Genomic DNA, 13,805 nt, shown 5'->3' with positions numbered 1-13,805 from the left:
TATTAAATTAATAATATCGAGATGTGAAATGAGAAAAATATTATTATCAATGGCAGTTGCATCAATACTGTCAGTGCCGAGTTATGCCCAAACACTAGATGTGGAAATTGAAAATACCAAACAAACAATACACAGCTTTGGTGCTTCGGATGCTTGGTCTATTAACCCAACAATTAACAAGTGGCAGAAAAAAGGGGACGATGCGGCTATCGACCACCTCGCTGATTTATTGTTCTCTACTGACAATGGTATTGGCTTAACAGCGTGGCGATTTAATATAGGTGCAGGCAGCACCGAGCAAGGTGATGGTAGCTTTATTCGTGATCCACTACGCCGTGCGGAACTATTGGTACCTGAGCCGGGTGGCGCGATAGACACGACTAAGCAGCAAGGACAAATTCGTTTCATGCAAGAGGCTCATCAACGTGGTGTAAATAACTTTATCGCGTTTTCTAATAGCCCACCGCATTACCTAACAAAAAATGGCTTAACACACCCAACGGCGGCGGATGACCTAGGCTCTACTAACCTTAAACCTGAAAATGTGGATGCATTTTCCGACTTTTTGGTTGAAGTGTTGACCTACCTACGTAGTGAAGAAGTAGGGGTCCCTGTTAATTACATCAGCCCAATTAACGAGCCAACGTGGGAATGGGAAGGACAGACTCAAGAAGGCAATCGCTACAATATACAAGAAGTCAAAGCGGTATACCGTAGTTTAGATAAAAAGCTGACCGAAGCGGGTATTCGTAGCGACATTCATATTGATGGCGGTGAAGTGGTCGAATTCACAGCAGCACTTCGTGATGCTTATAAGCGTAACTTTGACGGTTCATCTCAAACTAATGGCATGAATTCTCGTGGTGTTGGCTTGTACCGAAACTACATTGATGAACTGTTAGGGGACCCTGAAATTAGAGACATCATTGGTAACCAAATCTCAGTGCATGGCTATTTTTCTGACGCTTGGCCAGACCGTTTAGGCAAGCTGCGTGATATGACATATGGAAACCTACAGGATGTGTCTCCGGGTGCAGAAATTTGGATGAGTGAAATGAGCATCTTGGGCGGTGGCGGTTATTCTCGTGACTTTGATGGTCATGGCTTTGAGGCTGATGATATGGATTATGCGTTACATGTGGGACGTATCATGCATCGAGACCTGACTCGTTTGAACGCTTCAGCATGGCATTGGTGGTTAGGTTTGACGCCATATGATTACAAAGATGGTATGGTGAAAATTGACCCATCTTTAGAAGCCAATACGGTAGAAGATTCGAAAATGATGTGGACTGTCGGTAACTTCAGTCGCTTTGTTCGCCCGGGTTATCAGCGTGTAGAACTGAGTGGGGTAGACAACCTTGATGGCTTGATGGCATCGGCTTATGTCAGTCCAACACAAGATAAAGTGGTGATTGTTGCCGTTAATACGAGTGACAAGGTAGAGAATGTTTCGATTAACTTAGAAGGCGTTGCTAATTCTGCCACTTATACAACACACATTACCAATGCGCAGAATGATTTGGCGTTGGTTGAATTAGAAAAAGAACAAGACGATTACCTTGTGCCTCCGCGCTCAACGGTGACATTTGTTGGCTCACTATAACGTAAAATTTAGCCAGTAATAATAAAGAAACCCCAGCCTGAATAAGGCTGGGGTTTCTTTTATAAAGAGAATGCGAGAGTGCGAGAATAAGAGCCTAAAGCCAAGCTTGTATTCAGTGTTGATTCCCTAACAAATCATAGGTTAATTGTTAGGTGAAGCAATGGAATTACGGCTCACCAGTGTAGGAAGGTAAAGGTTTCCTTTATGCTCGTGAGGAGACTTTTCTACCAACTGGATAGAAAGCTTTGCCGCTTGGCTCGCCATGATCTGTACTGGGTAGCGAACGGTGGTCAGGGTTGGCTGTAAATAGCTGGCTATCATGGCATCATCAAACCCGATGACAGAGACATCTTCTGGTACACGTAGGTTGTTTTCTTTAAGCACCGCAATGGCACCTGCAGCCATTAAATCGTTGTATGTAGCAATCGCGGTAAACGGTTCATTCTTCGCTAACAAATTACGCATGGCATCTGCGCCGCCAAGCTCATTCGGTTCGCCGGACACCACCAGAGCCTCCGAGTAGGGCAGTTGGTTCTTTTCTAGTTCAGAACGATAACCCAGTTTTCTATCTATTGAATCATCGATATTATGAGAAGAGGCTAAGTAACCAATTCTCTTATGGCCAAAGCGGATTAGGTGGCTTAGTGCCAGGCTGCTGCCTCGAATGTTATCTAACGCGACACAGCGTTCCGCTATTTCTGGGATAAAGCGGTTAATGATGATAAGACCAGGGATCTGTTTCGAAAATTCAATCAGCTCTTGATCCGATAGGCCTTTGCTATGAATAACAAGATGCTCACACTGGTTGTTTATCAACAGCTCGATCGCTTCTCTTTCATAGGTTTCGTTGTGGTAACCATGCGTAATCAATATATGCTTTTTGTGTTCACGCGCGATTTCGTCAATAGCTTGAACCATAGCACCATAAAATGGGTTAGATACGTCTGCCACTAACACACCGATGGAAGACGAAGTTTTATTTGCAAGAGCTCTTGCATTCGCATTTGGGCGATAATTCAATCTTTCCATCGCTTCGTGAACTGCTTTCGTTGCTGTTTCACTTGTATGAGGTAGTTTATTGATTACTCTCGATACGGTAGCGACGGATACTTTAGCTTCTTTCGCGACATCTCTTATGTTAGCCATAATGTTCTTTATATTGAGTGTGTTGTAACAGTTTTCATCGTAGTGCTTCGGTTCCTTTAGATGGGAGCGCCTTGTACGGTTTAAACTTTGCTGATGGTACGTATAGTAGCAATATACGAGGCTGAGTCCATATGTTTACTCTGTTGATTGATGCTTAGTTACAGTATGTGAATTTCTATATTTGATTTCGTGTTATTTTTATTGTTAGCTGATGCATTGTTCTTTGTTGATCTATGTGTTTAGACTAATTTGCTGCGTATCGACTTCTCTAGATTTTCACACACGTGATCAGCGCATTGCCGGATTGAGTATCCCAAGGTATCAGTTTGTCGTAATCGTGCTCGAATATATTAACCTCGAAGTAGGGCTTCAATATTTCGATTAATTCCTTAAACGAGAATGCCACCATCGGGTGTTCATCATTCCACACTTGAGTTTCACCCGCGGTCGTCTTTTCAATACTAAGCTTTAGCGCTTGCTTATCACCCTGACCAGAGTAATACCAACCAGAACGGAACGTGAAATCGTCTTTGTCTTGGTTTGTTGTGTGTCTAACAAATAGGTCGTTACTGATCTTGTCTTTATCCACCACGTTAAAACAGAAAATGCCTTCAGGCTTTAATGCGCGATGTACACTTTCAATACACTCTTTAAGTTTCTCTAGGCCATCGTTGTAATGGATGGAATACAAGAAACAAGTGATAAGATCGAGTGGTTCAGTGACCTCAAAGTTACTCATGTTTTGTACTGAGAACTTGGCTTCTGGGCAGCGAACTTCTGCGATGTCTAACATCGGCTTGTTAAGATCTAGGCCACCGCTTTGGTAACCAAAATCAATAAAATGACGAACGTGTGGGCCAGTGCCACAAGCTAAGTCGAGGTGTGTTTTTCCTTCATTTCCAAAGATTTGATGGAGTCTACGTACGCAGTTACTTTGCGCTTGGTAGTCAATATCTACACACATTAAGTCATAGTAACCGGATAGGTCGGTATAGAGTGCGTTAGCGGACATGTTTGCCTGCAGCATAAGCTGAAAAATTAGGGTGGCGCATCATATACCGAAATGCAGAGAACGCAATCAAATATCGATCAATATAAGCGCTTTAATTGTTGGTGGTTGTACTTTAATTGTGGACGGTGGAGTTCAATTCATGCAGTTAGTCGACTGACTTTACGTATATTTAAACTATCTCCGGATTATGAATGAGAGGAGGTCGCTATGATTACGAAAGTGCTTCATAGCACACCGTGTCGTCGTTAACTGAGACTTGGTTTTTCCCCCTTGTTTTCGCAAGATAAAGCGCCTCATCAGTCACGCGAATCAATGTGTTAATTGTGTTGGATGAGTGGCACTCGCACTGGTTGGTGACGCCAATACTCACGCTCGATGTAAATTGGTGGCGATTAAATCCAAAAAAGATATGTTGATTGAAGGTGTGGCAGATTCGTTCGCCAATGATTTTGGTATGCGCGGACTTCGCTTTTGGAATGAACACAATAAACTCCTCGCCACCCCATCGTCCTACTACACCCCCTAACAATTCAACGTGAGTTTTAATGGTGTCTGCTAAGTGCTTAATGACCGTGTCACCGACTGTGTGCCCAAACCTGTCGTTAATCGATTTGAAGTCATCAATATCAATCAACATACATGACATCACCATATGCTGATTAACCGGTTTTTTTAACCAATCGTAAATAGCACGTCGATTGAGCACATGTGTTAAATCGTCATGCATCGCACGATGCAGTAACTCCTTCTCTAGCAACACCTTATCAGTGACTTCCTCAAGGATAACTTGAATGGCGTCTTCACCTTCCCAGTTAATCACGTTGTCATAGAGGTTGAAGTATTTATAGGAGCCATCGAAACACTGGTTAGATACCACGGAACTAAAGTTCGGTGTATGGCCGTCGAGAATATTGCCACAGCGTCTTATCGCAGCTTCGCGCTGATCTTCAGGTACAATGGATATGATAGAGTCCATAGCAAGCACTTGTTCTATAGATCCTGCACCTTGCTGCTCAACCCATGTTTGGTTGACCATTAAAGGCTTGAAGTTTCTATGGATCAAGATCCCTTGTTTTGATGTGCTGAGTAGCTTGCGGTACATACGATCGGTTTCGTTACGTTTGCGCTGAGCTTCGACTACGGATGTAATGTCAATGATAGTCACTTTGAGCGCGGGTTTGCCATTGAGTTCAATAATATGTGATAGGCAGAAGATAGAGATGTTGCGGTCATTGGCTGGAATATCTGTATACAACTTACCTTTGTTGAGCTTGCCTTTTATTGCTTCTAAATAACGCTTTTTTGCTAGGTTTTGGTAATTCTCAGGGACCAATGCATAAACAAATTCTACGTTCAGTAAAAGTTCTTCCCGGCTTCGGTAACCAAAGATTCGGGCGATCTCATTGTCGACATCAATAATTCGGTGATTTTGTAGAGTCATATGCCCTTGCGCGGAATCGAAGTTCTGGCAGGGTGTTGTGGTGGTTAAATCTACTTGAATGCTCATATCGACCGGACTACTTATTCGTTAAACTGAAACAGCTGTTGCTCCCTCGCTGCTGCGACCTACGGGCTTTGCGGCACGCTTTTATGACGAGACTAGATAGGAAAAATATGGTACCTAGGTAAACCCAGTGTGACATTTATAATTTTATGATTAATCAGTAATTTTACTGATTCAAACCGAGTTCTTGAAAAGGAAACAATTCAGGAAAGTAGGCCAGTAATTAACGCCAAATCACTCAAATTAAATAAGCGAACCAAACAAGGAGAGTTGAGGCAATGAAGCCAGCAACAAATGCACAGGATTCAATGGAAAATGGAACAGCATTGAAAAGCAGCACATCGATAGAAATTAAGCTTGATGACTTATCGGGCGGGGAAGTCGTTGAGTTGCTTGAAGAGCACCTCGCTGATATGTATGCAACTTCGCCAGCCGAAAGCGTTCATGCATTGGATCTGGAAGGGCTGAAGTCGCCAGATATTACCTTTTTCAGTGCTTGGAAAGACAGCCAACTGCTTGGGTGTGTTGCCATTAAAGAGCTAAATACACAACACGCTGAACTCAAATCAATGAGAACCTCGCAGTTTGCTCGAAAGTCAGGCGTTGCCAGCCAACTCTTACAACACGTATTGGATACCGCAGCCATTCGCCAGTATCAAACAATCAGTTTAGAGACAGGTTCAGAAGACTACTTTAAGGCCGCACGTAACCTGTATGAAAAGTTTGGCTTTGGATACTGTGAACCCTTTGCTGATTATGTGCTGGACCCGCACAGCCAGTTCATGAGTATTGAGTTGCGTTAGATGCGATCGAAATTGTAGATCGAAGTAAAAGAAAGATTCCCTATCACGTTCGTTCCTCACTGTAGGGAATGACGGGCGGGGTGTATCTCGATGACTTGTACTTCTGTTTTGCTGTTGTAAAAAAAGGTTGCTCTGAGCAACCTTTTTAATAGGTAACGATAATGGCTAAAGCGTTAGCGAGTTTCTAGCTCCGCGAAAATGGCTTCGGCATCTACTACGCTGCCTGAGATAGAAAGTGTGCTGAAAGGAACCAAATCTTCTGGGCTTGATGGCTTTTTAACAAGCAGCTCTGGGTAGATTTTTGATTCACCCATTAACATCGCCTTTAGCTCTTTTACCGATAAATCAGGATAGCGCGACCACACTAACGCAGCGACGCCAGAAACCACTGGCGCAGCCATACTTGTGCCACTTTTCGAACCGTAAGTATTCCCCGGTGTGGTTGATAAAATGCGGTACCCAGGTGCAAACACATCAACCGACTTTTGACCGAAGTTACTGAAGCTCGCCACTAATGTTTCGTCGGCGTATTTCGCTGATGCACCCACATCTAACCATGTTGAAATAGGCTTTGAGCGGTAGTGCTTCGCGTAGCGGTTTGGAAAGCTTGGTTTGATGTCGTTATCGTTGCGGCTGTTACCCGCAGAGTGAACGATCAACACGCCTTTACGTGCCGCATAACGGAACGCGTGGTCGACAATGTATTTGCGTGGTGAGTAACTTTTTCCGAAGCTCATGTTAATGATCTTCGCACCATTATCGACGGCGTAGCGTACTGCGTTAGCAATGTCTTTGTCTCGCTCATCGCCATTTGGCACCATACGTACCGCCATGATCTGAGCATGATCCGCCACACCATCAATACCAATAAAATTGCCGCGTTCAGCAGCGATGATTCCAGCAACGTGTGTACCGTGCGAACCGACAGGGCCTTTTACATCGTTGTTGCCGTAGCCTTTTTCCCAAGGGTTAGAAATGTCATCCCAAACAATATCGCCACGCGTATCGAGCTCTAGGTTAAGGTGAAAATCTAGAGAATCTTGATAGCGGCTACGACGAGATTCCAGATATTCAAAGGAGTACCATGAATCAAACAGACTCAAAAGCCCTTCAGCAGCGGTTACAACGCTAGCGTTCTCGCTATCCAATAGTGTTTTTAAACCGTTAGTAGAAAAGTCTTTTTGATCGACGAACTGAAGAATCTGTTCTTTGAACTCATTGGCTTGGTCAATTGCTGTCGTTACACGATTCAACGCATCTTGGTCATCTTTTAGAGATGACAAGTAATCGGATTCAACACCTTGATAGTACTTACGTTTCTTACGCGGAATCCAATGTCCGTTCTCTTTTAACTCAAGGTACTTTTTGTATTCTCTAGTGACTTCTAGCGTGTCCTGGTCAACGTTAATGCCTAATGAGTTACCAAGAAAATTCCAACCATGGACATCATCGATGTAGCCATTGCCATCATCATCGATACCGTTGTCTGGGATCTCTCCTTCATTGGTCCAAAGCTTGTTTTTGAGGTCTTCGTGTTCAACGTCGACACCCGAATCAAGAACGGCAACGATGACAGGTTGTGGTTGAAGAGGAGGCATCAAGTAGTCATATACCACATCAGAACCCACACCCTGAATTCTTGTGTAGCTTGCTGTTAAGTTAAACCAATCACCGCGTTGTTCATCAGCGTTGCTCATCATTCTCATCGAGAAAAATGAAGGTTGGATAGTTTCTCGCGAGTAATCCTCAACAATTGTCCCTTTTACATCTTGGATGAAAGGTGAGTTGGCAGGTTGTGGCTCTGGGCTACTCTCATTCAGAGTTGTAGCTGATACGTGAGCCGAAGCCATAATAGCCAAAGCAAGCGTGGTGAGTCTTTGTCCGTGATTCATGTGTGTTGCATCCTTATCATTGTGCGACTAAATAGTTGTGCGACTAGAACTGACTCCTTAGCGAAGCTTTATGAAAGCACGCAGTCAGTTCTGTGAGAGGGAAATGCCCGCTCAAAAAGCAATCAAAAGGTAATATGCAATCAGACTTGTATCATTCGTTTGATCAATGAAATGGTAGGAGGATCTCACTGTGATTAATTTTAAAGTCTCAAAGTTTGAGCTAAATTCTATTAACAAAACCAATATTTATAAAATTAAGAATTGAAATTAAAGATGTTTAGAATCAACTGATTAGTTTGTTAATTGCAGGGGATGGTTTTGGCTCTCACTCTGCATTGAAGTGCTTTTGAAAGAGCCAAGATCAAGGAGCTTAGTCGTCGTGAGAGCTAAATTTAAAGTTTCCGTTGACGGCAAAATGGTCTGAAAGGTGCCAACTTCCCCAAGTGTCAGAGTTCAACCTTTGATGAAGCTTGACCGTATTAGTATTACTTGTTGCTCGTCTATGCATTCTGCTAACAAAAACGTAATCCAGATACTCTACGTCAGCGCCACCTGAATATTTATAAGCGGCATACGGGTTAATCGTCGGGTCAAAGGTTGCATTGGTGTAGCCTCTGAATTCTGGAGGATCAACATCCAACGTAGCTAGCATTAGCAGGTATTCCACGAAGTCGCTATTTTTATCGATATTGAAGTCTCCAGCATAGATAACTGCTTCGTTGGAAGGTATGCCTTTAGTCAGCATAAAGGTTCGCATCAGCCCTAGCTGCAAGCGTCTTAGTCTTTTGGCAGCAGGCGTATTGAATGATGCTAGGTGCGTGTTAAATATATGATATATCTGACCATCTTTGTCGATTTTGGTATAGACGACGCCTTTATCTGCGTAACAATCCGTCCCAGAGCAGTGTTCAAAAACTATACTGTCGGTTTCAATAATTGGATGGCGACTAAAAGTGACCACGCCTCCGTCGTACATCGCACTAGTGCCACCTCCTACCACCTCTGTTCTAAATGCATATTCCTCTGCTAGAGCGTTGAATAGGATCTCTCGGTCTGAAGAAAAAGCTTCTTGAAGTGTGAGTACGTCATATCCAGAGAGAGTGTGGTCCAAGACACTTGCACGACTTGTAATGTTTGATGATACGCCGGGGAGCATCCATAGGTTATATGAGCCAACGTTCAAGGTATTTGGGGCTTGATCAAAATCATTGATCGTATGTTCTGAGACTACAAATTCAACGTCGTCAAAGCCTGACGTGTATATAGCCTTAACACCGAACTCAGAGTGATATCCATCTTGGTTATATCGATGAAGAATATATGGGTTGTAGTCGGTCACCATCCCTTGATCTTTGTACCCATAAGACAACGTTGAGCCTGAACCGTGACCAACCAACCTAAGTTGACTTACAGGTTCTTGTGGCTTACGTGCCCAAGTACCTTCGTTTGTTAATCGTGAAATTGTTAGGAAGTAGTCATAGGTTGCGCCATTAACAAGCCCATAGTATCGATTAAAATCAGCTACTTTGGCTTTTTGATAAGGCCAAATAACTAAGTTATTTGTAGTAAGCCTATATTGGTAACCGTTACTTACGGGCGTACTGGAATCTATAGAAAAGTTTATTAATATGGGTTTGTCGGTACGGTTTATATAGTAAAGTGATGTTGCGAGTGCTTGGCTGGCTATTGCCCAAAGTATCAGTGTTGAACACAGCTTTTTGATCATGTTTCTTCCTTTGATTACATTCCTAAAATCGAAATCAGAAAATAGCCTTGATATGCACTCAGTTGCAATTTAAGGGTTTTGGTTTTGTGCTGTGTAACACGTATGTGATCATATTGTATATTTTATGAAAAATTACGCTATTTTATAGTAACTTATGATTATTCTAACCGATTCGAAGTACATTCTATGACGACTTATTTTGCTGGTTTTTCCCTTGGGCTTTCGCTGATTCTTGCAATCGGTTCTCAAAATGCATTTGTTTTAAAGCAAGGGCTTAAGAATCAACACGTATTGGCAGTTTGTGCTGTATGTGCCATTTCTGATGCCTTACTAATTAGCTTCGGCGTTACAGGCTTTGGCGCAATCGTTAAACAGTTCCCACAAATTGAGCAGCTCGCTCGTTATGGCGGCGCTATCTTTTTGGGTGTCTACTCATTCTTAAGCTTCCGCTCTGCATTTACCGAAAACCACGCCTTAGAAGCCACTACTGAAACCAAAGACTCGTTAACCAAAGCGATTGCGATGTGTTTGGCGTTTACTTGGCTTAATCCGCATGTGTATTTGGATACTGTGGTATTGCTGGGTTCTATCTCAACGCAATATCAACCTAATCAAATGTTGTTTGGCGCTGGTGCAGTATCGGCGTCGTTTGTGTTCTTCTTTTCACTTGGATATGGCGCACGTTTCTTGGCTCCAATGTTTAAGAACCCGAGAGCGTGGAAGGTGTTGGAATTTGTCGTTGGCATGATCATGGCGTCTATTGCAATATCTTTGATCGTTTAGCCGCTCGTAATTAGGCATTCAAACATATTATCTAAAGTTCCTACCTAAAGTGACTGCCTTTAGTTGCCTTCGTATTTAATTATTTCCACAAAAATGGAATTATTTTTCGTCTTTCGGTTTTGGCGTTCGTCTTAGGGGTATGAATAGAAAATAATGACCTAATTCGGAGTCAACCATGATTAAACTTGTTAGCTTTAAAAACTGCCCATTCGTTCAACGTGTAATGGGTGCTTTAGTAATGAAAAATGTCCCATTTGAAATTGAATACATTGAGCTAAATAATAAACCTCAATGGCTCCTAGATATTTCGCCAAACGGACAAGTGCCAGTATTGATTACAGAAAATGACACAGTTATTTTTGAATCAGATGCAATTGTTGAATACTTAGATGATAAGTATGCGCCAATAGAAGAGGTGTCTGCCGAGCAAAAAGCACTAGATCGCGCTTGGTCTTATCAGGCAAGCAAACATTACATGCCACAATGCGGAACGATGGGTAGTAAAGATAAAGAAACCTTTGAGACGCGTTTAGCGATTCTTCAAAAATCCTTCCAAAAAGCCGAGAATAAATTGGGTGATAGCGTCTTCTTTAAAGGCGATTACATCTCTAACGTCGACATCGCTTGGCTACCACTGTTACACCGAGCATCAGTAATCAAAGAGGGCTCAGGTTTTGACATGCTTGAAGGCTTCCCGAAAGTACAGAAGTGGCAAGCGGCGCTGATTGAATCTGGCTTGACCGATAAAACTGTTCCTGCGGACTTTATTGAGAAGTTCAGTGGCTTCTATTTAACGAATAACTATTTGGCTAGTCTTACAGAAGTTTGTTAATAACATGGAATAAATTTAAATATATTTTAATAGCAGGTTGTTCTAAATAAGTCTTCTGGAAAATAAAACTCACCCTACTAATCGATAGCGTGAGTTTTTTATTTATGATGAAGGTATAGCTGATGTATATAAACGCTACTTTTAAGATTGATAGATTTCTAACCTGTTGATTTAAATTGACTTTAATGGTCGTGATATAGTGGGTGCGCTTCGTTTTACATCTGTTTTTCTTATTGTGTCTCATAAATAAGATGCTGATAAATTATTTAACTATTCGCTTGGTGAATAAAAAGTATCGTGTTAATTTCTCTATCACTTCACAAATGAACAGTGTTTTATTGTTTGTTAGGAGTCGCTTGAATAATTTATTTTAAACAGTATCGCAACCGTTGGAATAGTGTCGGAAACCTATTGATAGTTGATGAACGGTACTGTGGAACAAACTAAAAAGGGTATTTTCATGCTTAAATCATCATTTCTATTGGGCCTAATTGGCTTAGTTTCACTTCCTACACTTGCTGCTGGTATCGAGGGCGGTCCATACATTGGCGCAGGCCTTGGTGTGTATCAAGACTCAGACACTGACGGCGCAGGCAGTCTAGATGCTGAAAGCATGGGGTACAGCCTTTACGGTGGCTACCAATTTAACCGCATTGTAGGTATCGAACTTGGTTACACGGATTATGCTGACTATGAATCATTTGGTACTAAGGTGTTTTCACCAACATCGCTTTCTGTTGCAGCAAACCTAGGCTACACCTTTGATAACTCAATTCGTCCATTTGTACTAGCGGGCTTGAGCTACGTAGATTTGAACTCAAACAACGCTAGCTCTTTTGATGATGATTCTGGTGCCGGCTTTCATTTCGGTATTGGTGTTGAATACACGCCAGTAGAAAACCTAACATTACGTTTGATCTCACAAGCAGACGCTGTAAATATCGAATTCTTCGGCCCTAATGGTAATAGACTGGCAAGTCGTGATGTCGCGTTTAGCACTGTAACTCTGGGTGCTTCGTACAATTTTTAATGACCCCTGTGAAATAACTTACAGCTAATGTCATGGACACCTATAACCGCTCTAACGTTGAGCGGTTTTTTTATGTCAAAAATAACGATTGGTCACGCTATGGGCGGAGTTGCTCTAAAGCCTGAAATTAGTTGGTTTTCACAAGCTTATAAAAGGGAATTATCTCGACTATTTTGGTAGATTAAAGGTATTACAGACTTCCAGTGAGCAGCAATGAAGATTCTTCACACGTCCGATTGGCACCTTGGCCAAAACTTCTACAATAAAAGCCGTAAGAATGAACATGAACGGTTTTTACAATGGTTACTTGAGCAAGTTACAGAGAACGACATCGACGCGATCATTGTTGCTGGCGATATTTTTGATACCAGCACACCGCCGAGTTACGCTCGTGAGATGTATAACAAGTTCGTGGTCGATTCGAACAAGATCGGCTGTCAATTGGTGTTGTTAGGTGGAAATCACGATTCGGTGTCTGTGCTTAAAGAGACACAACAGCTGCTCAAATACATGGGCGCAGACGTGATTCCTAATACCAACCAAGATCATGCGACTCAGGTTGTCGAATTAAAAGGTAAAAACGGCGATGTAGAAGCGCTGGTTTGCGCCATTCCTTTTATTCGCCCACGCGATGTGTTGACCAGTCAGGCGGGTGTCACCGGCGTTGAGCGCCAAAAACAACTCGGCGATGCGATCAAACAGCACTACCAAAGTGTTTATGATGCGGCGGTTGCTAAACGTGCGACGTTTGAAAACAGCGAGCACATGCCGATCATCGCTACTGGTCATTTAACGGCGATGGGGGTTCAACAATCGGACTCGGTACGCGACATCTATGTCGGCAACCTTGATGGTTTCGCCGCTGATGGCTTCCCAGATGCCGATTATATTGCACTTGGTCATATCCACCGCCCACAAGTGGTGGCAAAGCGTGAATACATTCGTTATTCAGGCTCTCCAATCCCATTAAGCTTTGATGAACTTAAATCTCAAAAGCAGGTATGTCTAGTTGAGTTTGTTGAAGGTGAGCGCACGATTTCTCAATTGCCAGTTCCAACGTTCCAACCCCTAGCCGAAATCAAAGGTGACTTGAGCGAGGTTGAATCTCAGCTGAACCAATACATAGGTTTAGATAGCGAACAAAACGTGTGGTTATCGATAGAAGTGCAAGCGCAAGATTACTTGTCGGATCTACAAGAGCGTGTGCGCGCATTAACTGAAGGTTTGAATGTGGAAGTACTTCAATTACGCCGAGCAAGAGAACGTCGCAATCAAGCATTAGAGCAAGAGTCGGCAGAAACCTTATCTGAACTGAGCCCGATGGACGTATTTAGCAAGCGTATTGCCTTAGAAGAGTTTGAAACCGATTCTGAAAAAGCGCGTTTAGAGCGCATGACGGTGAAGTTTAAACAAGTGATGGTTGAAGTGTCTGATAGCGCTCAAGCGCCGAACAAAGTAGAAGAGTAACCAG

General features: G+C 42.7%; 11 protein-coding genes. 6 read left to right on the top strand and 5 right to left on the bottom strand.

What is annotated here, in order from left to right:
* The first annotated feature begins 28 nt into the window (after positions 1-28).
* Entirely contained in the window at positions 29-1,606 is a 1,578-nt protein-coding gene (locus tag AB8613_RS01045; RefSeq protein WP_327783874.1) for a glycoside hydrolase, read from the top strand.
* 141 nt (positions 1,607-1,747) lie between these two features.
* Here the strand turns inward: AB8613_RS01045 and AB8613_RS01040 are convergent, their stop codons facing one another.
* From AB8613_RS01040 to AB8613_RS01030, 3 genes are all read right to left on the bottom strand, one after another.
* Positions 1,748-2,752 carry a substrate-binding domain-containing protein gene (locus tag AB8613_RS01040; protein ID WP_239829401.1) on the bottom strand — a complete coding sequence of 335 codons (1,005 nt, stop codon included), beginning with the start codon at positions 2,750-2,752 and terminating at the stop codon, positions 1,748-1,750.
* A gap of 268 nt (positions 2,753-3,020) precedes the next feature.
* Positions 3,021-3,764, bottom strand: coding sequence for a class I SAM-dependent methyltransferase (locus AB8613_RS01035; RefSeq protein WP_029235856.1), 744 nt, complete (start codon positions 3,762-3,764; stop codon positions 3,021-3,023).
* Between the two features lie 211 nt (positions 3,765-3,975).
* Positions 3,976-5,271: a diguanylate cyclase gene (locus tag AB8613_RS01030; protein ID WP_327783873.1), complete on the bottom strand. Its 1,296-nt coding sequence runs from the start codon at positions 5,269-5,271 to the stop codon at positions 3,976-3,978.
* A gap of 275 nt (positions 5,272-5,546) precedes the next feature.
* Here AB8613_RS01030 and AB8613_RS01025 point away from each other — a divergent pair, with 275 nt between their 5' ends.
* Positions 5,547-6,071, top strand: a complete 525-nt coding sequence (locus AB8613_RS01025; protein WP_285954157.1) for a GNAT family N-acetyltransferase — start codon at positions 5,547-5,549, stop codon at positions 6,069-6,071.
* Positions 6,072-6,244: 173 nt separating this feature from the next.
* On the opposite strand, the gene AB8613_RS01020 is transcribed toward AB8613_RS01025, so the two are convergent.
* Both AB8613_RS01020 and AB8613_RS01015 read right to left on the bottom strand, forming a co-directional pair.
* Positions 6,245-7,963, bottom strand: coding sequence for a S8 family peptidase (locus AB8613_RS01020; RefSeq protein WP_372384236.1), 1,719 nt, complete (start codon positions 7,961-7,963; stop codon positions 6,245-6,247).
* Between the two features lie 370 nt (positions 7,964-8,333).
* Positions 8,334-9,689 (bottom strand): sphingomyelin phosphodiesterase, encoded by a 1,356-nt coding sequence (locus AB8613_RS01015; protein WP_372384235.1) that lies wholly within the window; start codon positions 9,687-9,689, stop codon positions 8,334-8,336.
* Between the two features lie 186 nt (positions 9,690-9,875).
* Between AB8613_RS01015 and AB8613_RS01010 the strand changes: the two genes are divergently transcribed.
* From AB8613_RS01010 to sbcD, 4 genes are all read left to right on the top strand, one after another.
* Positions 9,876-10,472, top strand: coding sequence for a LysE/ArgO family amino acid transporter (locus tag AB8613_RS01010; protein WP_054546391.1), 597 nt, complete (start codon positions 9,876-9,878; stop codon positions 10,470-10,472).
* Positions 10,473-10,647: 175 nt separating this feature from the next.
* A complete protein-coding gene (locus AB8613_RS01005) occupies positions 10,648-11,304 on the top strand; it encodes a glutathione S-transferase family protein (RefSeq protein ID WP_372384234.1) in 657 nt (218 codons plus the stop codon).
* Positions 11,305-11,764: 460 nt separating this feature from the next.
* Positions 11,765-12,334: a porin family protein gene (locus AB8613_RS01000; protein ID WP_146491486.1), complete on the top strand. Its 570-nt coding sequence runs from the start codon at positions 11,765-11,767 to the stop codon at positions 12,332-12,334.
* Between the two features lie 213 nt (positions 12,335-12,547).
* Complete coding sequence (gene sbcD, locus AB8613_RS00995; RefSeq protein ID WP_146491487.1) at positions 12,548-13,801, top strand: exonuclease subunit SbcD; 1,254 nt, start codon at positions 12,548-12,550, stop codon at positions 13,799-13,801.
* Positions 13,802-13,805: the final 4 nt, after the last annotated feature.

This window comes from Vibrio sp. BS-M-Sm-2 (assembly GCF_041504345.1).
GTDB lineage: Bacteria > Pseudomonadota > Gammaproteobacteria > Enterobacterales > Vibrionaceae > Vibrio > Vibrio satsumensis.
This window is presented reverse-complemented; position numbering and strand designations above follow the sequence as displayed.